A 19,248-nucleotide genomic window follows, 5' to 3' on the forward strand; every position below is an offset into this window, starting at 1 on the left:
CCGGAACGTCTGTGATCACCGGCCGCGGGGCCAGAACGGAGCATCCTATGACCGACGGCCACATCCCGGCTGTGACCGACGCTTTTCTCGTTACCGACAAAGTCGCGCTCATCACCGGCGGAGGCAGTGGCATCGGCCAAGAGACGGCGATCGTGCTCGCGTCGGCTGGGGCGCGTGTGATCGCCACAGACATCGACGAATCCGGTCTGGCGCAGACCCGTATCCGTGCCGGGAACGAAGGCCTGTCCATCGATACCCAGCACCTGGACGTCTCCGATCCCGCGGCGGTATCCAGGACCGTCGATAATGTTGTCGCCCAACATGGCCGGCTGGACATCCTGGTCAACGCGGCAGGCATCATGATCATGCGAAATGCACTCGAGGTGACACCCGAGGAACTCGAGAAAGTACTTCGTATCAATGTCGGCGGCACGTTCTTCGCGTGCCAGGCAGCGGGCCGGGTGATGTCGGCCGGTGGGAGCATCATCAATCTCACCTCGGCCATCCTCGACCGGTCCAGCCCCGGACGCATCACCTATGCGATATCGAAAGGTGGTGTGGCGCAGTTGACCCGCACCTTCGCACTGGAGTTGGGGCCGGCCGGCATCCGCGTCAACGCCATCGCTCCTGGATGGGTCGAGACAGGTATGACCAATCAGCACTGGACCGATGCCGACGGTTCCATCGATCACGGCAAGCGCGATGAATACATCACGATGATGACAACGGCGTCGCCGATCGGGGTGGTCGGCACCACCCGCGACATCGCGCTGTCGGCCCTGCAACTCGCCTCTTCCGCCGGCGCGTTCATCACCGGCCAGGTGGTGCGGATCAACGGTGGTTCATTCATGGCCTAGACGCCGACGACAAGACGAATCGACAACAGGTATCCCCCACCGCGGCGCGAATATGCCCGCGGAACAACGTGATCCGCGAGAGCGGAAGAAGAGGACCAGATTCATGGGTGACAGGCTTGAAGGCAAGGTCGCAGTGGTGACAGGCGGTGCCAGCGGCATCGGAGCGCAGACCGCACGTCGATTCCTGCGTGAAGGTGCACGAGTCGTGATCGCTGATGTCAATGACGAACTGGGTAAGACGGTCGCTGATGAACTGGGTCCGCAGGCACTCTTCGTGCACGCCGACGTGACCTCGCAAGACGATTGGGATCAGCTACTACGGGTGACGAGTGAGCACTTCGCGCCGCTGGACGTGCTCGTGAACAACGCCGGTGGCGGTCGCGGCGTCGGCAACATCGTTGATGAAGTGTACGAGGGTCATCACAACATCCTTGAACTCAACGTCTCCTCGGTGTGGATGGGCACCCGCACCGCGCTACCCATCATGCGGGCCAACGGTGGTGGGTCGATCGTCAACATCTCGTCGATCGACGGGCTCGTCGGTGTCGCGGGGATGACAACGTATGTCGCATCCAAGTTCGCGGTCACGGGTCTCACCAAAGCCGTTGCCTTCGAGGGTGGCCCGTACAACGTGCGGGTCAACTCCGTCCATCCCGGATTCATCGAGACACCGATGATGCTCAAGGCCACCGGAACGGTGCGCACTCGACTCGTCTCGGCGATGGAGAAGCAGCCGATCGCCAGATTCGGAAAACCCGAGGACGTCGCCAACGCAGTTCTGTTCTTCGCCTCCGACGAGAGTTCCTACTGCACGGGCACATCTCTCGTTGTCGACGGTGGTCAATTGGCAGGCCCGCATCGGGAACCGATGTGATCACCAGTCGCTGACCGGAGAGTCCGCTCTTCATCTCTCCAACCTCATTCGGTTCGCCCACAATTCAATTCAATGAAAGGTCGACGATGATTCGACAAAGACGTCTATTCACTGCGGCAATCGCTGCGGTGTGTTCTGCGACCCTCCTACTGACCGCCTGTGGTTCGTCCTCCTCCCCCGGCGGATCGTCGGCGGACGTCGGGGATCCGGTGGCCGGCGGTGCCGGACGCATCATCCAGGTCAGCGAGCCACGCACCCTGGACCCGGCAGCACTGGGAAATGTCTGGGCGAGCCAACCCGAAATCGGCAATGCGATCTACGGGACATTGATGATCAACAAACCCGGATCGCTCGACATCGAATACAAGATGGCCGAAGACTTTTCGACCACCGACGGCGGCAGCACCTACACGATGAAACTTCGGCCGGGCCTGATGTTCACCGACGGGACTCCGCTCGATGCGGAAGCGGTCAAGTTCAACTGGGAGCGCATGCGTGACCCCTCGCTGGGATCAGGGGCGAGCAAGTTCAGCCCACAGATCGCCGGCACCGAGGTGATCGACCCGACGACGTTGAAAGTGACGATGGTCGCGGCGAATTCGCACTTCGACCAAGCAGTCGTCACCAGTGCCCTGAACTGGGTCGCATCCCCGACCGCTCTGCAGAAGGGCAAGCAGGAGTTCGACAAGGCACCGATCGGCGCCGGCCCGTTCACCCTGACCAGTTGGACCCGCCAGGACGAAATTGCACTCACAAAGAACCCGGGCTACTGGGACGCACCCAAGCCGTACCTCGACACACTCACGATTCAGTTCGTTCCTGACGCCGCTCAGCGCTACAACGCCGTCATGAGCAACGCTGTCGACCTCGCCTCTGAATCGAACGCCGCGAACCTGCAAAAGGCCGAGGGTGCCGGTTTGAAGAACGAACTCGTCGATGCCGGCGGTGGTTACTACATGGCGATGAACACCCGACGCGCACCATTCGACGACGAGAGGGCTCGCAAGGCCGTGTCCTTGGCCTTGGATCTCAACACCATCAACACCGTTGTCTACAACGGCGCGGGAGTGGTGCCGACGACCCTGTTCCCTGAGGCATCCCCGTTCTACAGCGATATCCCGTTGTCAGAGAACAACAAAGCCGAAGCCCAGGCCCTGTTCGACGAACTGGCTGCCGAAGGCAAGCCCGTCTCGTTCGACTTCACCTCGTTCTCGACGACCGAGAACAAGCAGACCGGCGAGGCCGTGCAGGCCCAGCTGAGCGCCTACGACAACGTCAAAGTCGGGATCAATGCCCTCGATTCCAGCGCAATCGGCTCCGTCGTGGCCGGACGGGACTTCGAGATGGTGGTCACCTCGGCGAATGTCCTGGACCCCGATACCGAACTGTGGACAAGCTTCCATTCCCAGTCCAAGGGCAACATGAGTGGAATCAGTGACCCCCAGCTCGACGCAGCGCTCGACGCCGGTCGCGTCGGCACCACCGTCGAGGAGCGTAAAGCGGCCTACGACACCGCCCAGGAGCGCATCGCCGAAGTTGTTCCCGGTGTGTTCTTTGTCCGGTCGACCCCCTCGGTGATCGCCGGAACCAACGTCCAGGGCATCGTCATGTACGGACTCGGATCACCACTGCCCGAAGAAATGTGGCTGACCGACTGACGCTTGCGCAGCAAAAGAAGGCAGGGCCCCGGCTTGCAACGCATGCCGGGGCCCTGCCCATTGCTTTTGTCCTATTGCGCCGAGCTGATTGTTGCGGGCGGCGGAGAGTCTCGAGGCGGCGTGGCCGCATCGTCACCGTACGCAATCAGGACTGCCGCCCAGGCAACTGCCGCGCAGGTCGCGACACCACGGGAGAGAACCTTCCGGTTGCGTTCCCGGATTTCGGTAGTGGACGCCATGTTGATCACCCCAAGCCAGTCGTCTGCATCATTGCGACGACGGTTCCACCTGGTTCGGTTGGACACACGAGTACTGCGCTACTCGGTTCTCACAAGCCCCTTCGCGGCGGCATCGCGTACCGGCAGCCTCGGGTGAGCGCCGGCATGTGTCTGACGCCTCCCTCGGCCCGCTTGCAACAACCCAGGGCGTTCGTAGTAACCTTTCCGTGTCCTTGCTGATACCAAAAAGTTACCTCTTACGAAACGGACATATTTGTGGCTCGACACCGACTGAATGCCCAGGTCCCATCTCTGCCCTCGACCATGGCACTCGCGGATTGCGCGTCGCGCAGTGGCCGTGGGGGCCAGCACCGGGCCGCACGAACCAGCGCCGTGCCGGCAGCGGCGACAGCAGGCGCGTTCGTGGCCATGGCCGGCGCGATCGGTCTGACAGTCGGCGGAGCCGCCCAGGCCGCCGCACAGCCTGCGCCCACCCCGATCAACCTCGAGGACATCTCCCCGCTGGCTGCGCATCCCGCATTGTCATCGCTGCCCTCGGACGTGACGCTGCCTGCACCACTCGACGACCTCGTTCGCGACCTACTGCCGCCGAACCTGTTCGAACCAGGCGCAGGGGCCACGGCATCGCCGGCCTCGGGCACGATCACCTCGCGCTACGGCGCTCGATGGGGCACCACCCACTACGGCCTGGACATCGCCAACGACATCGGCACCCCGGTTTACGCGGTCACCGACGGAACAGTTCTCGAGTCCGGCCCCGCCGACGGTTTCGGACAGTGGGTTCGGGTCCAGCAGGACGATGGCACCATCGGCGTCTTCGGGCACGTCGACGAGAGCTTTGTGACGCCCGGCCAGCAGGTACGGGCCGGCGAACAGATCGCCACCGTCGGCAACCGCGGACAATCCACCGGTCCGCATCTGCACTACGAAGTGTGGGACACAGACGGCACCAAGATCGACCCCGAGGTGTGGCTCAACAACCGCGGAGTCAGCGTCAACTAATCCGGCAGGACGGGCCCAGCGCAAGACGATCACTCAGAAGGATCAGTTGAGTTTCGTCAACGCGCCAGGCGTTGCCGACTGGGACACCGATAGGGCTCTGACTTGCAGAAATGCAGGCCAGGGCCCTATCTCTCTCTGGACTGCTCATCAATCGCGCCCGCTACCAACCGCCGTTTCGGCATGTCGGTCTGGTTCCACGAGGCGAGCAGCTGCAAGGCATTCGCGGGGTCGCTACCGGGTTCGGTGTCGTAGATGAAGAGCACTTGATATCGAAATCGCCTGCAGGCGTTAGCGCTTGGTAGGTGATGGTGAGATCTCCTCGGATCGCGGTCAGGATTCGAAGGAGAGCCCGGCGTCAGCATGTACAGCGCGAGCAAGTTCGCGGTGGCCGGGATCAGCGACGCACTCGCCGCCGAGTTGGAACCATTCGGCATTCAGAGCATGGTCGTAGAACCCGGCGTCTTCCGTACCGATTTTCTCGATCCTTCATCACTTCAACTGCCGCGCAACCGAATTGATGACTACGACGGGACGCCCGCTCATATGACACTTGATTGGGCGTCGGAGGCGAACCACACCCAACTCGGCGATCCCGTCAAGGGAGCGGCCCTGATCTACCGTGTGGCGTCGATCGTGATCTTCCACTCCACCTTCCGGTGGGCCGCGACTCGATCAATCGCCGAGCCGTAATGACCGAAAGGCTTGCACGCGAGCTGGTCCCGTGGCGTGAAGACTCAGCCGCGACCGCCTGCGACGACAACTGAGGCCCAATCCTTCGCTCCCCTACCCCGGTGTGGGGCAACTTCGGGCGTCGTCGGAGCGTAGCGACAGTGTTCGCCGGAATCCCGTTTAGGCAAGATAAGGCCTTCCGATGAAGCTGATGCTTTGGATTAGTACATCGGAGTACGGGTCTTCCTGCGTCAGAACTCTCGGGCCGCCGATGTCTCCCCCTTCACCACTGATCAGTCCGCGCTCGGACTCACCTGTGGATCCCCCGCGGGCGGGTAGCGCCATTTCCAAAGCCGCCAGCCGATGCAAGCGAAGAAGTCGAGAGGCATTCTCGGGAACGAGCATCAGCCCGGAAGCGGCGGCAACCAGTGCACCATGGGAATTAAACCGCCCCAGACGCATCGGCGACTTTTCGACCGGAGATGATCAGATCGGATGACCCGGACATTCGTCTTACAAGGTTCAACTACATTTCGATAGAGTCCGAGGAGATGAATAAAAGCAGGCATGCCACGGCCAATCCGCCAGGCGGGGAAGGCTAATTCCAGGTTCGTAGACTGCCGCGTGCACTTCAATACTGCGTGGTGTATTCAGAAGTAATGGCCCGTCGTCGCGGTTTCTTCGCCGAACTTCAGCATCAGCAGCAGTTGGCCGCCAAGCGGCAGGCTCAGCAGCAGCGGCTTGCGGTCCGCGAGTACAACCAGGCGGCGCTCGCTCGACAACGCGCAGCCAGTGTGCACCGCAGAGCCGCTGATGCGGCGCGACGATCTACTGCCGCTGAGCAGGCTCGCCTCAACAAGCAGATGGCAGCCGCTTACGTCGCGGAGTGCGAAGCCGAAGCCGCCGAGAAGACAGCTGAAGCAGTCGCCCAACAGCAAGAGATAGAGGAACTGCTCGCAGCAACGCTCGAGGTCGACGACTGGGTCGATCTGACGAGACTCCGGCAAGTCTTCGAACCCACAACGCTCGACGCTGGCACCCTCTCGACGGAAACTCCGGTCCCCACCTACATCCCGATCCCGCCTAGACCGCACTTCTATGCGCCTGAACAACCAACAGGCCTCAGTGCAAGACTCGGTGGTCAACGCAAATACGAAACCCAACTCGCCGCCGCACACGCACAATACGCAAGCAACGTGACCTACTGGCACGGCCAACTCAACGATCTCTTCGCACGCAACGGCGCCGCTCGTCACGCGTGGTTGGCGACCGAGTTCGACCGCCTCACACGACTCGAACAGGCCCAGCGTGACCATGACGCCGCAAATCGATCTCAGCGCGAAGAAGTCCAACGAGCCAACTCCGAGCTTGATCAGCTCATCGCCGACCTACGAAACGGCAACGGGCGCGCTCTCGAGCAATACGTTGGAATCGTGCTCGCCAACTCCACGTACCCCGAAGAGTTCCAGGTCGATTATGACTACGAGTTCATCACTGCAGACCGCGAACTCACAGTGACCGTCCTCGTACCGCCCCCCGACCAGTTCCCTTCAGTGAAAGCGGTCCGCTACGTCAAAGCCAAAGACGAATTCACCACAACGCGCCTGTCTGCCACCGAGCTCAAGCGTCGCTACAACAGTGCCGTCCATCAGACCGCGCTGCGCACGCCCCACGAGGTGTTCGAATCCGATCGAGAAAACATCGTTGACGCCATTTCACTGACCGTTGCTGTGGACACCGTTGACCCTGCGACTGGCCACGACCGCCGCGTACCGCTGATTCAACTCGCTGTCGACCGCGAAAGCTTCCTGGCCATCGACTTGTCCCGGATCGAGCCCATCGAGACCCTCAAGCACCTGGCCGCAGCGGTGTCGAAGAACCCCTATGGACTGATTGCCCTTGCTGGACAAGGCGTCCGCGGATGAGCGACCCCCAAGTCGTCATCAACGCGCTGCGCCGCACTCTCGTCGAAAAAGAGCGTGAAGCTGCCAACCTGCACGACAAGGTCACCGAGTTGACCACGCAGCTCAACCACAAGTTGCCACCGCAAGTCCCGACGGCCGCCACGCCCGTCGTCGACGAACGAGTCATCACCGTCGATGACGCGCTGGTTCTCCAAGAGGTCGGACTGTACGAGTACCACCATCCCCTTGAGAACGCCGAGGCGTACAAACTCAGTCTCGCTGCCCTACGTTCACAGATCCGCGACGCCATCACCGGCGGCGACGCCATCGAAGTGTCAAAGCAGTTCAGCTTCAACAACTCCCTCGCTCAAGGCCGCCGCCTCACCGGCGACCTCTCGAAACTCATGCTCCGCGCCTACAACGCCGAAGCCGAAAACTGCGTCCGCACCATCCGCGCCGGCAACCTCATCACCGCGACCCGCCGACTCGACAAAGCAGCCGCCGACATCGAAAAGCACGGCGCCATCATGCAAATGCGCATCGCCGCCGCCTACCACGACCTCCGCACCCAGGAACTCGAACTCACCGCCGACTACCTCATGAAAGTCCAAGACGAACGCGAAGCCGCCCGCGAAGAACGCGAACGCCTCAAAGACGAACGTAAAGCCGAACAGGAACTCGCCAACCAACGCAGGCTCCTCGACAAGGAACGCGACCACTACCGGAACCTCCTCGGCCGCGTCACCACCGCGGCCGAACGCGACGAGGCACAACAGGAGCTCGAACGCCTCGACCAAGCCATCGCCGACAACGACTACCGCGCGGCGAACATCCGTGCCGGCTACGTCTACGTGATCTCCAACATCGGCGCCTTCGGCCCAAACGTCGTGAAAATCGGACTCACCCGCCGACTAGAGCCACTCGACCGCATCCGAGAACTCAGCAGCGCCTCAGTCCCCTTCCCCTTCGACGTCCACGCCATCTACTTCTCCGACGACGCCGTCACACTCGAAAACCAACTGCATCAACAGTTCGCGGAGCTTCGGCTCAACCACGCCAACCCACGGCGCGAATTCTTCTTCGCCACACCAGCACAGGTCCGCGACGTCCTTGCCACCAAACTCGGCAACCTCCTCGAATACACCACCGAACCCGAAGCCACCCAATACTTCCAATCCCGCCGCTACTGGCCCTAGCCATCACCCCTTCAGCGGTGTTGCCCAACATGACGAGCGGCATCGGTCTCGGGCCACTCGCACCACGCCACTTGGCTTCGACACTCCGAGAACCTCTACCAATGCGTCGGAAACTCCTTACGGTCAGGTCATGAGCCACTCCGGGCAGTACGCCGACGACCGCAACTACACGCTTCCCGAATCATGGGACCCCGTCGAGCAAGTGACCCTGCAGACTGCGCTCTCGCAAACGCTCGAGGCCCTCACCGGCGACGACCCACTCCACAGACTTGGCTACTTCTACGACCCACTCGGGGAGTACGCCGGCACCAGTTTCCTCGACGCGGGCCACAACTCGGAGTCGTCGATCGAGGCGGACGACCTGTACGCCGTGAGCCGCCTCAGCATCACCGTGACCAATCGACAAGGTCGATCCCTCCTCGACCCAGGACCCGCAAGAGATCAAGCCACTGAACTCTTGGCCGCCTTGCCACCAGCGCTCACCATCACCGCCAGTCTCGACGCCAGCGTGCTGGAGCGGATGTGGAAGCTTCACGATCTCTTCCGCACATTGCTCGCCACTGACACCAAGGACTCGAACCACTGGGTCTTCGCAGCCAAACTCTGCGCCCGCAAACGACCAAACCTCTTCCCCGTGCGCGACAGCCAAGTCTGCGGCTACCTCTCAGGCGGTAAGGCGCTCGGCTCTGGTCCAGGCAGACTCGGGCGCTTCACCAAAGACATCCAAGTCTTCGCATTCCTGATGTCGCACGAAGCAGTCAACGAGAAACTCGCTGAATTTCGCGAGGCGACGGGAAACGCTGACCTTCGGGTAGACAACGAGCCTCTGCGGCTTCTCGACGCGCTGCTGTGGACGAGAGCCACTGACTCGTCGTAGGTGTGGCTTAAAGCAACGCGATTCGTTTGACCGCTCCAGCACGCGAAGATGCAAGACCTAAGCCGATGAAGCGAAGATCCGGCCCTCATCGAGGTCCGGATTGAAGGCGCTAAGCCTCTGAACTGCGTGAATAAATTGGTGGCCAGAGTCGGGATCGAACCGACGACCTTCCGCTTTTCAGGCGGACGCTCGTACCAACTGAGCTACCTGGCCGAACGACACTCAGGCGAACCTGGATGTCGGTCGCAATCGCTTGCGACCCTCCGGCAAGCCGGAAATCTAAGCGACCCTGACGGGACTCGAACCCGCGACCTCCGCCGTGACAGGGCGGCGCGCTAACCAACTGCGCTACAGGGCCATGCGTGCTCTGCCATCAGGCGACTGATGGCAATGCGTACCCCCTACGGGATTCGAACCCGCGCTACCGCCTTGAAAGGGCGGCGTCCTAGGCCGCTAGACGAAGGGGGCCGGTGTTCTCCTTTGGGAGCTGAATCAGCATATGACACGGAGCCGAATGCGAGAAATCGAGTCCCCAACCTGCAAAGACTCCAGCGTCAGCGGCGGCCCTGGACGGCATCCGAGGTACTCAACGCCGTCGGCAGATGCCCGATTGCGAAGATGGCTGCTGCCGCCGCAATCCAACCGTTGCCGAGCCATGCCGCGGTGCCGAGAAAGACCAGGACCGGCAGGATCGCCATGGGCACCGGTACCTGCCACAACGGCCGATACAGCGCGGCACCGGCGCGGCCCGTCACGAAGTAGCGAGCCCAGAGAGCGTAGTAGAGCACCAGACAAGCCAAAGTCGGTGCAGCCCACCACTGCACGACGGTCCCGGACTGGGTGATCGCCGGAACAACCAGACACAACGCCTGTCCCCCGCGTTCCAGCCACGTCAGCGGCCACGCCACAGGGGCCGGTGGAATCGGGGTTCTGGGCGGAAACAACAGCAGGAGAAGGTTAGGAGCGAGTACCGCAAGACTGACGATGAGCCCTATCGGCGAAAACCCCACGGGCCGAAGCTACAGGCACCGATCGCCGGACGATTGATCGAAGTTCACCGAGTCGCCGGTGCCCCGGGCTGACGTATCGTCATCGGCATGGCCTCGCCCACTCGTGATCACGCGGGCGTCGGGTCGTGGCGGCGCGAGCGGGGCACGGTGGTCCGCCGGGCCACAACGGTCACCGACAAAACGCCGCTGTCGTTCGTCATCTTCGCCGAGTCGGAAACAGCCGGTGTGCCGTTGGAGTACGAACCGCACTCGCATCCCACGCACGAGCTGGTGTGGGTACGCAAGGGAACGCTGACGGCGATCATCGACCAACGCGTGTTCACCGTCTCGGATGGAGACGCGCTATGGCTACCGGCCGGGACAGTCCACGCGGGACGGCTGACCGCGAATGCGCAGTTCTCTGACGCGTATTTCGCTCCCCATCAGACACCCGTTGCGTTCGTAGACCCAACCACCATCAAAATGACTCCGGTGCTGGAGTCTCTACTCACCCATCTCGGACGCACCGATCTCGATGGCACCGCCCGAGCCAGGGCCGAGGCGGTTGTGTTCGACGTACTCGAGCCGTCGAAACATCAACTCACACTGCAATTGCCGGGTGATCCCAGAATCGACGCGATCGCCAAGGCGCTACTGGAGAATCCAGCGGACGGCCGCGCATTGGATGAATGGGCGCGCACCTTGGGCATCAGCGAGCGCACGATCACACGGGTGTTTCGCAGCACCACGGGGCTGCCGTTCGCACAGTGGCGACAGGTCCTGCGAGTTCACCAGGCGCTGACCTTGTTGACTGAAGGCTGTGAGGTCCAAACCACCTCTGAGCTGCTGGGCTACGCACAGCCGAGCACCTTCATCGACGCCTTCCGGCGTGTCATGGGAACGACACCGGGCACCTTCGTCGGGACGCTACCGACATCTCGCCGGATGTCCTGAATCCCGTATCGCGGGTCTCAATGTCTGTATTGCAGACAAGCCCATCCACCCCTATAGTCCCTTATGCAAGGGTTGCCTAACCTTCTGCTGAATACGTGCGGACCTGCTGGTGGCTGATTGAAGCCCCCGAAAGTGACGTGCTCCGCCACTTCGACTCAGAGCTGACTTCATGACCTCCACAGATGCTGCGCGTCCAGACGCGACAACGAGCGCACCCACTCTGGTCGGCGACGCATTGACCTTGAGGTACGGCAAGACCGAGGTGGTCCACGACGTCTCGATCGCTCTGCAACCCGGCCACATCACCGCGCTCGTGGGACCCAACGGGAGCGGCAAGTCCACTCTGCTGCGTTCACTTGCTCGCCTGCATCGGATCGACGAGGGGCACGTGCGGCTCGGCGGCGTTGACGGACGGCCTGAGCGGGCCGCGTCACTGCTCAGTGCACGTGAGTTCGCCCGAGAAGTCACCCTGTTCTCCCAATCGCGGCCCGCACCGCAAGGCCTGTCCGTGAGCGAAGTTGTGGCGTTCGGACGTCACCCGTACCGCCGTGGCTTCGCGGGATTGTCCGCCGAGGATCGCCGCGCCATCGACCACGCGATGAACGCCACCGGAGTGCACAAGATGGCAGACCGTGCCGCCGGAGAGCTGTCCGGTGGTGAGGTGCAACGTGTTTGGCTGGCTGCCTGCGTCGCCCAGGACACCCGAGTCATCCTCCTCGACGAACCCACGAATCACCTTGACCTGCGGTACCAAATCGAGACTCTCGACCTAGTCCGCGATCTCGCCGAGGAGCACGGCGCTGCCGTCGGGATCGTCCTGCACGACCTCGACCACGCAGCGCGCGTCGCGGACACCCTGATCCTGTTGTCCTCCGGACGAATTCACGCGGCGGGTGCCCCGCTCGAGGTTCTCACCGCGCGGAACATCAGCGATGTCTACGAGATCGAGGTCGAGGTCGACGTCGACCCCCGCACGAACCGCCTTCGCATCGACCCCGTCGGACGGCACCCCGCCCGGATCTCGGGCGATACCACTCATTCCCGTTCCATCCGCACTCGAGAGGACCTTTCGTGACCCGCTTCAATCGAATCGCCACCGCGTCATTGGCTTTCGCCGCCGCGCTGGCCGTCGGCGCCTGTGGCACCACCAGTGCAGACAAGGCAGACAGCAGCGCTGTGGCGCCGCCGCCGTCGCAAAGTTGCAACGACGACACGACAACAACATCCACGGGCCCGGTCTCGTTGACCGACGGTGTCGGCCGCACGGTCGAACTCGACCAGCCCGCAAAGCGGGTGGCGGTGCTGGAGTGGCAGCAGATCGAAGATGCACTCACCTTGTGTGTCACGCCTGTCGCGGTCTCTGACTCCGAGGGCTACAGCACTTACGTCAGTGCCGAAGAGCTCCCCGCCGGCGTCGCCGACATCGGCACCCGGGAAGAGCCCGACTTCGACACGCTGTACGCCACCAACCCCGACCTCATCATCATCGAGGCATTCAGCGCCGACGACGAGATCATCGCCCAGCTGGAAGCGCGCGGTGTACCCGTGCTCGCCACACTGGGCGCCAACGGTGCAGACCCGATCGGGAACATGAAAAACGTGTTCTCGATGATCGGCGAGGCAACCGGCCGCACCGACCGGGCCGACCAGGTGCTGCAGGAGTTCGATGACCACCTCGCGGCAGCGAAGACCAAGGTCGCCAATGTCGACCTCCCCACGCGGGACTTCCTGTTCTTCGACGGATGGATCGAGGGCGCAAACGTGATCATCCGCCCTTACGGTGACGGAGCACTGTTCACCGCGCTCGGCGAACAGCTCGGAATGACTTCGGCCTGGACGAACGAGATCAACGACGTGTACGGCAGCGGCGGAGTGGATCCCGCATACGGACTCGCCCAGACCGACATCGAGGGCCTGACCGCCGTCGGCAACGCCAACCTCTTCTACTCGACCGACGACGAAGCCGAAAGCTATGTCACCGAGTTGGAGAAGAGCCCGATCTGGACGTCGCTGCCCGCCGTCCAGCAGGGACGCGCGTATCCCTTCCCGCCGGGAGTCTGGGGCGCCGGTGGTCCGCTCTCATGCCAGCAGGCAGTAGACGCCTACGTCGACGTCCTCACCACCGCTTGATCGCCACGCGTGACGCCGACACCGGGCAGCAGTCGCTGCCCGGTGTCGGCGTTCGTCGCGGCGCGGGTGGAGTGGCTGTCCTGGCCACTCTGGTCGTCGCGGTCGTCCTGGTCGGGATGTGGCACCTCACACAGGGAACATCCGGTGTCGGGATGTGGGACCTGCTGCGCCTTCTGGGCGGAGCAGACGAAAACGTCGGCGGCGTGCCGGTCCGGGACGTACTGACCGGATCGCGGCTGCCGCGCCTATTTGCGGGTGTGGCAGTGGGTTTCGCCCTCGGCGTGGCCGGAGCCCTGTTGCAGTCGATCACCCGCAACGTCCTGGCCTCCCCCGACACACTTGCCGTCACCGCCGGATCGTATTTCGCACTCACGTTGGTCGCCGCGCTCGGCCTCTCTGTGCCGCTGTGGGCGTCAAGTGGCGTCGCATTCCTCGGGGGCATCGTCGCAGCAGCCGTGGTCCTGGGACTTTCCGGCCGCGCGGCGGGCACCGGAACCACACGGCTCATCCTCGCCGGCGCAGCGATTGCGATGGCACTCGATGCGTTGACCGCGATGATGCTCATCCTGTTCAAGGAGAACACCACCGGCCTATTTGCTTGGGGCAGTGGCTCGCTCGCTCAGCTGAACATCGACGCCTTCGTCCGCGCGGCCCCGATCATCATCGTGGTGTTCTGCGCGGCACTACTGCTCTCGCGCCGGCTCGATGTGCTCGGTCTCGGTGACGACGCCGCATCAGCGGTGGGCGTACCGATCCAGTCCACCCGCGTCATCGCGGTGATCTGCGCCGTGCTGCTAACCGCCATCTCGGTGACCTTGGCCGGACCGATCGCCTTCCTCGGACTCGCCGCCCCCGTGCTGGCCCGCCTGATCGCCGGACGCGTGCACACGCTGCGCCGACACGTGTTCCTCGTACCGGTCTCGGGACTACTCGGGGCTTTGCTGATCCTGCTTGCCGACGCCTCGCTGCGTGCGGTGATGGGCGCACAGGCCGCCACCTCCATTCCCACCGGCATTCCCACCGCACTGCTGGGAGCGGTCCTGATCGTGATCCTCGCACTGCGACTTCGTGATTCGGGATCGAACCGGCAACCGCCTGCGCAACGGATCGGAATCCGCTCGCGTCGCCGATTTGTCATCGCCGTGGTCATCGCGGCGGTGTTGCTGGTCGTGGCCATCATCATCGATCTGCTCGCCGGAAGCCTGTGGCTCCGTACCGGCGACCTCGCGCTCTGGCTGCAAGGCACCGCACCCGACCTCGTCGGACGAGCTCTCGACGAACGGTTCCCCCGCGTGGCCGCCGCGGTACTCGCCGGCGCAGCGCTCGCCTTGGCGGGCTGCGTTGTGCAAGGCACGGTGCGAAATCCGTTGGCCGAACCCGGGATTCTGGGCATCACTGCCGGCGCCGGATTGGGCGCGGTGAGCGTGGTGACCTCCGCCGGAGGAGGCGGGCGCCAGGCAATCATCGTCATGGCAGTCGTCGTGGGAATGGCGACGTTCGCGTTCATTGCTCTGCTGGCCTGGCGCGGTGGACTCCTGCCCGACCGGTTCGTACTGATCGGGATCGGTTGCAGCTACGGCATCAGCGCCGTGACCACTTTCCTTCTCCTGCGCGCCAATCCGTGGGACACACCCCGCATCTTCACCTGGCTGTCGGGTACGACCTATGGGCGCACGCTCCCCGACGTCATACCGATCGCAATAGCCCTCGTTCTCGCGGTACCGGTGCTGTACGGGATGCGACACCAGCTCGACATCATTGCCATCGACGAGGACACCCCACGTGTTCTCGGTATCCGGCTCGAACGCACCCGCCTGATCCTGCTCGCGATCGCGGCACTGCTGGCCGCCCTCAGCGTCATCGCGGTTGGTGTCGTCGGCTTCGTCGGCCTCGTCGCGCCACATCTCGCTCGCGGCATCGTCGGATCCCGGCACGGACGCGTCATCCCGGTCTCGATGATGCTCGGCGCATTGCTGGTGTGTGTCGCCGACATCCTCGGCCGGACACTCATCGCGCCCGCCCAGGTGCCGGCCGGACTCATGATCGCCCTGGTCGGCGCACCCTACTTCGTCTGGCTGCTCAGCCGCTCACGCGACTAGCTTGGTGCCCCTGCGGTTGATCAGTTCTCCTGCTGCAGAAATCCTTTGATGAGGAGACTGATCAACTCGGGGCGTTCGGCGATCAGGTTGTGAGTTGTTCCGGGCACGATGCACAGCTGTGCGCCCGGAATCGATGAAGCGATCAGCAGGCTGTGGTCGGGGCGGATGGTGTCGCGGTCTCCCGACATCACCAATGTGCGTGCGGTGACCCCGGCGAGGTCGGCCGGTGCGATCTTGGGCTCCGCGGTCCAGAGGCGAAAAAGCTTGGCCAACACGATGTCTGCATGCGCTGGTCCGTCTGGGGAGAGCCGCTCGTAATGCATCCGCTCGACGTCGGGTTCGTCGGCGCCCTTGTCCGCGGCATGTACAGGCGAGTCGAGGACGGGAGCACCGACGGTCTCGGCCGAATCCGTGAACGCGGAGGGGTCCAGGTTCGCGCTGATCGAAACCAGCGACCGGATCCGCTCCGGGTGATTGATCGCGAGTAACAGACCGATGATCGCACCGTCGCTATAGCCGATCACGTCCACCGATTCCAGGCCCTGAGCGTCCAGGTACTCCAGTGTGTCGGCGACACCGCGCGCGTAGTTGTAGTCCTCGTCGATATCGGCCGATCGACCGTGACCGGGTCGCTCGTAGGCGAACACCTGATGGTCCGGTACCAGGGCATCGGACTGCGCTCGTAGGGACTCGAGCGAGCAGTAGCCACCGTGCAGAAGGAGTACGGGACTCCCCCGGCCGTCGACCTCCGAATACAGGTCCATTCCGTTGATCCGGAGATACGCCACTTGTTATGTCCATCCCTCGACCCCGGCCGCCGCTGTGCGCATGCGATTGAACCGTCTGCTCGACAGACAGCGTACTTCGCTCCATCTGCCGAACCCCGACCACGGCATCGCCAGGAGCGCGACAATCGAAGTCGTCGAATCTCCATGATGTTTCACAATTCAAACAATCTGAAGGAAGCGACCCATGAGCTTTGAAACACCCGCAGGCACTCGCGGTGGCAGCAAGCCATCCGGCCCCCTGTTCCGGCTGGTCAACAAGGTGATGGCCAAACGGATCCGCCGCCGTGGCGACTTCAGGGGCATCAGAGCACTCGTCCTGACCACAATCGGCGCCAAGACCGGACAAGAACGATCCAACCCGGTCAACTGGTTTCCCGGCCCCGATGGCAGCTGGTTGATCGTGGCGTCGGCCGCAGGCGCGGCCGGGAATCCGGGCTGGTACTACAACATCAGGGCCCATCCGGACAGGATTCGCATCGAACTCGACAACCGCACGATCGAAGTCAAAGCCGACCAACTACATGGCGCCGAACGCGAGCAAGCCTGGAACGACATCACCACCATCGCACCACAATTCGCGGGTTATCAGGAGAAGACCGACCGCGAACTCCCCATCATCCGCCTGACCCCACGGGACTGACTGATCATCTCGCAGCTAGCGCGGCAGATCAGCATCTTCCCCGCTGCGCTCGAGCAGCCGTTCCGGGTCCTTCACGGTCGTCGTGTAGTCATCGGCCAGCCTCTCGCGCACCTCACAGATCAGTCGCCGCGCGGCATTGTCGATGACGCGCACCCGAGAGAGGTCGATGACGACCTCATTGCCCGAAATACCCTCGCAGACACGGCTTGCGAAGATCTCGGCGCCGGCGAACCGAATGTCTCCCTGTAGTTCGATCACGGTCTCCCCGTCCCGCTCTTCGACTGACCGAAGCGCCGATCGCCCCGTCGGGACAACGTGCATCATGTGTAGTTCCAGATCCCGGGACAGCCGTTCAAAAACGGCTACTCCCCGCACACTGTTTCCATGCTGATTGAGCCGGGGTGAGAACACCGCGAGTCCTACCTGTCCCGGCAACACCCCCATGATTGCGCCGGCCACACCACTCTTCGCCGGTATGCCCACCGTCGACATCCAACTGCCACTGCCGTTGTACATCCCGCACGTCGCCATTACCGACAACACATGTCGATTGATCGGACCCTCCAACAATTGTTCGTCCGACGAGGTCGACAATCCACCGTTCGCCATCACCGCGCCCATGGTCGCGAGATCTTTGGCGTCAACCCGGATTGCACACTGCTTCGCGTAGCCGTCGACCACCTCGTCGGGTGAGCTGTCGAGTTGTCCTGTCGACCGAAGTAGATAGGCGAGCGCTTTATTGTGGTCGTCGGCCGCGAGCTCGGCCTCGTACACCTGTTGGTCGAGTTCGAGTTCGCGGCCTGCCAGGCGGCTCATCTCATCGACGATGCGGCGGCTGCGGTGTTGGGCATCGTCCCCCTCGACGAGGTCGTGGACGGCGAGCGCGCCGGCATTGATGAAGGCATTGCGCGGGCGCCCGGTGTCCTCCTCCAGCGAGATCTCATTGAACTTCTCACCTGACGGCTCGGCGTCGACACGCTTCCGCACTCGGTCGAGACCACCGTCGCGGAGCGCAAGGCCATACGTGAACGCCTTGGAAATCGACTGGATCGAGAACTCGTGATGCGCGTCGCCTGCCGTGTAGACAGTGCCGTCCACGGTCGCCAACGCTATGCCGAACAAGTCGGGGTCGGCTTTCTCGAGCTGCTGATTGCCGGTCATCACCGAACCGCCGTCGTCATCCCTGCATTCGGTCAAGACCCGGTGTAGGTAGTCCTCAATCGGTGAGCGCATACCTCACGTGTAGCCACGACCTGGACGAACTAACCTTCGCGGCGGAGGACGCCGCATACGTAGACCGAGCTCGTGAGCTCTCAAATCTTGGATTCGTACTGTTCGGCCGCGGTGTCGATGGTCAACCCGGCACCGAAATGCGGTCCGCCGCCGACGTTGTAGATGCCGGCGATCCGTTTGGGGTATGAGTTGGCGGCCACAACGGCCTCCGACCACGGGTCGAGGTGTGAGAGCAGTTCTTCGAGATCATCGCCGAGCGCGTCCAGCACGGGTCGTTCGAGTTCATCGGTGCGAACCTCGATCTCCTCACGGAACGCTCGGCCGACGTCGGTGAGCTTCTCGTCGCCGGTCATCAGTCCACGCTTTTCCAGACGTACGAAACCCGCGTCCATGTCAGCGGCGGCCCATCCGCGGGTCGGGGCGTACGACCGCGCAGGCAACCCCCACCACTGTTCAGTCAGCAGCAGTATCTCGACCGCGTCGACGCCACCGACTGCCCAGCTGATGACGTGGCTGTCGCCCCGGTGTTCGCGCAGGAGGTCCGCAGCTCGCCATAGGTCACCGATCGGGTCGCCGGGGAAGCCGAGCGAGCGCAACCCTGCGTAGACGGGATGGGCTTCCCAACTGGCCGCGTTGGCCCCGCGCCGAAGTATGTCGATCACCCGATCGAGATCTGGAGGTCGGTCGCCCAGCACCCTCGCCAGCATCGCCGTTGCGCCCTTTTCCCGAGCGGTGAGGATGGACTGTCGATCGGCAGTCTTCCTTCCCGCCGCAACTGCCGGCACGACAGCCTTCGGGTTGAAGCAGCCGAACGCGGCCGCGACCACTTCCCCGGCCACCTCGCCCAAGCATGCTCCGCGACTGGTGAAGTATGCCGTCATCTCAGGACGGGCCGCGCCCTCGTGAGTTACCGGACTCCCTGCGAAACCGAGTTCTTCATAGGCCGCGTGCGCCTCCGGGGCGAAGTACACGCCCGCCGCCACCGGTTCGAGTGCATTGCGTAGACGACGGGCGTTCTCGTGGAAGTCGGTGGTCATCAGATCTCCCGATGCTCGGCTGATAAGCGGGAAAGCGGTTTTCGTCGTTGTCCAGCCTGGTCGCCCGGTTGCGCGGTCGCCTCATCCGTTGCGGATGAGGCG

Annotated in this window: 17 protein-coding genes and 3 tRNA genes; 13 read left to right on the forward strand and 7 right to left on the reverse strand. The window is 63.2% G+C overall.

Going from position 1 to position 19,248, the window contains the following annotated elements; translation table 11 throughout:
* Window positions 1–47: 47 nt before the first annotated feature.
* The 8 genes from AC56PL_RS25295 to AC56PL_RS25330 all read left to right on the forward strand — a co-directional run bounded on the left by AC56PL_RS25295 (window position 48) and on the right by AC56PL_RS25330 (window position 9,276).
* Window positions 48–857 (forward strand): SDR family NAD(P)-dependent oxidoreductase, encoded by an 810-nt coding sequence (locus AC56PL_RS25295; protein WP_497155526.1) that lies wholly within the window; start codon window positions 48–50, stop codon window positions 855–857.
* 103 nt (window positions 858–960) lie between these two features.
* A complete protein-coding gene (locus AC56PL_RS25300) occupies window positions 961–1,731 on the forward strand; it encodes an SDR family NAD(P)-dependent oxidoreductase (protein ID WP_497155527.1) in 771 nt (256 codons plus the stop codon).
* An 86-nt stretch (window positions 1,732–1,817) separates the two neighbouring features.
* Window positions 1,818–3,389, forward strand: coding sequence for an ABC transporter substrate-binding protein (locus AC56PL_RS25305; protein ID WP_497155528.1), 1,572 nt, complete (start codon window positions 1,818–1,820; stop codon window positions 3,387–3,389).
* Window positions 3,390–3,931: 542 nt separating this feature from the next.
* Window positions 3,932–4,630 (forward strand): M23 family metallopeptidase, encoded by a 699-nt coding sequence (locus tag AC56PL_RS25310; RefSeq protein ID WP_497155529.1) that lies wholly within the window; start codon window positions 3,932–3,934, stop codon window positions 4,628–4,630.
* 360 nt (window positions 4,631–4,990) lie between these two features.
* Complete coding sequence (locus tag AC56PL_RS25315; protein ID WP_497155530.1) at window positions 4,991–5,320, forward strand: SDR family NAD(P)-dependent oxidoreductase; 330 nt, start codon at window positions 4,991–4,993, stop codon at window positions 5,318–5,320.
* A gap of 638 nt (window positions 5,321–5,958) precedes the next feature.
* Window positions 5,959–7,224 (forward strand): hypothetical protein, encoded by a 1,266-nt coding sequence (locus AC56PL_RS25320; protein ID WP_497155531.1) that lies wholly within the window; start codon window positions 5,959–5,961, stop codon window positions 7,222–7,224.
* On the forward strand, window positions 7,221–8,399 hold the full coding sequence (locus AC56PL_RS25325; protein ID WP_497155532.1) for an SNIPE associated domain-containing protein: 1,179 nt from the start codon (window positions 7,221–7,223) through the stop codon (window positions 8,397–8,399). Before AC56PL_RS25320 ends, AC56PL_RS25325 begins: the two co-directional genes overlap by 4 nt.
* A 130-nt stretch (window positions 8,400–8,529) precedes the next feature.
* On the forward strand, window positions 8,530–9,276 hold the full coding sequence (locus tag AC56PL_RS25330) for a DUF6308 family protein (protein ID WP_497155533.1): 747 nt from the start codon (window positions 8,530–8,532) through the stop codon (window positions 9,274–9,276).
* A 136-nt stretch (window positions 9,277–9,412) separates the two neighbouring features.
* Here AC56PL_RS25330 and AC56PL_RS25335 read toward each other — a convergent pair.
* From AC56PL_RS25335 to AC56PL_RS25350, 4 genes are all read right to left on the reverse strand, one after another.
* Window positions 9,413–9,489, reverse strand: a tRNA-Phe gene (locus AC56PL_RS25335).
* Window positions 9,490–9,560: 71 nt separating this feature from the next.
* Window positions 9,561–9,634, reverse strand: a tRNA-Asp gene (locus AC56PL_RS25340).
* 37 nt (window positions 9,635–9,671) lie between these two features.
* Window positions 9,672–9,744, reverse strand: a tRNA-Glu gene (locus AC56PL_RS25345).
* Window positions 9,745–9,830: 86 nt separating this feature from the next.
* Complete coding sequence (locus AC56PL_RS25350) at window positions 9,831–10,286, reverse strand: hypothetical protein (RefSeq protein WP_497155534.1); 456 nt, start codon at window positions 10,284–10,286, stop codon at window positions 9,831–9,833.
* Window positions 10,287–10,373: 87 nt separating this feature from the next.
* Between AC56PL_RS25350 and AC56PL_RS25355 the strand changes: the two genes are divergently transcribed.
* The 4 genes from AC56PL_RS25355 to AC56PL_RS25370 all read left to right on the forward strand — a co-directional run bounded on the left by AC56PL_RS25355 (window position 10,374) and on the right by AC56PL_RS25370 (window position 15,448).
* Window positions 10,374–11,219: a helix-turn-helix domain-containing protein gene (locus AC56PL_RS25355; protein ID WP_497155535.1), complete on the forward strand. Its 846-nt coding sequence runs from the start codon at window positions 10,374–10,376 to the stop codon at window positions 11,217–11,219.
* 169 nt (window positions 11,220–11,388) lie between these two features.
* Complete coding sequence (locus AC56PL_RS25360) at window positions 11,389–12,294, forward strand: ATP-binding cassette domain-containing protein (protein WP_495517327.1); 906 nt, start codon at window positions 11,389–11,391, stop codon at window positions 12,292–12,294.
* Window positions 12,291–13,349 carry an iron-siderophore ABC transporter substrate-binding protein gene (locus tag AC56PL_RS25365; protein WP_497155536.1) on the forward strand — a complete coding sequence of 353 codons (1,059 nt, stop codon included), beginning with the start codon at window positions 12,291–12,293 and terminating at the stop codon, window positions 13,347–13,349. The genes AC56PL_RS25360 and AC56PL_RS25365 overlap by 4 nt, the downstream gene beginning before the upstream one ends.
* On the forward strand, window positions 13,346–15,448 hold the full coding sequence (locus AC56PL_RS25370) for an iron ABC transporter permease (RefSeq protein WP_497155537.1): 2,103 nt from the start codon (window positions 13,346–13,348) through the stop codon (window positions 15,446–15,448). Before AC56PL_RS25365 ends, AC56PL_RS25370 begins: the two co-directional genes overlap by 4 nt.
* A gap of 20 nt (window positions 15,449–15,468) precedes the next feature.
* Here the strand turns inward: AC56PL_RS25370 and AC56PL_RS25375 are convergent, their stop codons facing one another.
* Window positions 15,469–16,236, reverse strand: a complete 768-nt coding sequence (locus AC56PL_RS25375) for an alpha/beta fold hydrolase (RefSeq protein WP_495517324.1) — start codon at window positions 16,234–16,236, stop codon at window positions 15,469–15,471.
* A 184-nt stretch (window positions 16,237–16,420) separates the two neighbouring features.
* Here AC56PL_RS25375 and AC56PL_RS25380 point away from each other — a divergent pair, with 184 nt between their 5' ends.
* Window positions 16,421–16,876, forward strand: coding sequence for a nitroreductase family deazaflavin-dependent oxidoreductase (locus AC56PL_RS25380; protein WP_497155538.1), 456 nt, complete (start codon window positions 16,421–16,423; stop codon window positions 16,874–16,876).
* 15 nt (window positions 16,877–16,891) lie between these two features.
* On the opposite strand, the gene glsA is transcribed toward AC56PL_RS25380, so the two are convergent.
* Window positions 16,892–18,109, reverse strand: coding sequence for a glutaminase A (gene glsA, locus AC56PL_RS25385; protein WP_497155539.1), 1,218 nt, complete (start codon window positions 18,107–18,109; stop codon window positions 16,892–16,894).
* A gap of 80 nt (window positions 18,110–18,189) precedes the next feature.
* Entirely contained in the window at window positions 18,190–19,146 is a 957-nt protein-coding gene (locus tag AC56PL_RS25390) for an SCO6745 family protein (protein WP_497155540.1), read from the reverse strand.
* Window positions 19,147–19,248 lie beyond the last annotated feature (102 nt).

The sequence above is a fragment of the Williamsia sp. Y721 genome, from assembly GCF_059683565.1.

Coding starts and splice junctions, on each gene's coding strand:
- AC56PL_RS25300 (WP_497155527.1), top strand. CDS start 961: ATGGGTGACAGGCTTGAAGGCAAGGTCGCAGTGGTGACAGGCGGTGCC.
- AC56PL_RS25355 (WP_497155535.1), top strand. CDS start 10,374: ATGGCCTCGCCCACTCGTGATCACGCGGGCGTCGGGTCGTGGCGGCGC.
- AC56PL_RS25320 (WP_497155531.1), top strand. CDS start 5,959: ATGGCCCGTCGTCGCGGTTTCTTCGCCGAACTTCAGCATCAGCAGCAG.
- AC56PL_RS25305 (WP_497155528.1), top strand. CDS start 1,818: ATGATTCGACAAAGACGTCTATTCACTGCGGCAATCGCTGCGGTGTGT.
- AC56PL_RS25310 (WP_497155529.1), top strand. CDS start 3,932: ATGGCACTCGCGGATTGCGCGTCGCGCAGTGGCCGTGGGGGCCAGCAC.
- glsA (WP_497155539.1), bottom strand. CDS start 18,109: ATGCGCTCACCGATTGAGGACTACCTACACCGGGTCTTGACCGAATGC.
- AC56PL_RS25380 (WP_497155538.1), top strand. CDS start 16,421: ATGAGCTTTGAAACACCCGCAGGCACTCGCGGTGGCAGCAAGCCATCC.
- AC56PL_RS25315 (WP_497155530.1), top strand. CDS start 4,991: ATGTACAGCGCGAGCAAGTTCGCGGTGGCCGGGATCAGCGACGCACTC.
- AC56PL_RS25330 (WP_497155533.1), top strand. CDS start 8,530: ATGAGCCACTCCGGGCAGTACGCCGACGACCGCAACTACACGCTTCCC.
- AC56PL_RS25390 (WP_497155540.1), bottom strand. CDS start 19,146: ATGACCACCGACTTCCACGAGAACGCCCGTCGTCTACGCAATGCACTC.
- AC56PL_RS25325 (WP_497155532.1), top strand. CDS start 7,221: ATGAGCGACCCCCAAGTCGTCATCAACGCGCTGCGCCGCACTCTCGTC.
- AC56PL_RS25360 (WP_495517327.1), top strand. CDS start 11,389: ATGACCTCCACAGATGCTGCGCGTCCAGACGCGACAACGAGCGCACCC.
- AC56PL_RS25295 (WP_497155526.1), top strand. CDS start 48: ATGACCGACGGCCACATCCCGGCTGTGACCGACGCTTTTCTCGTTACC.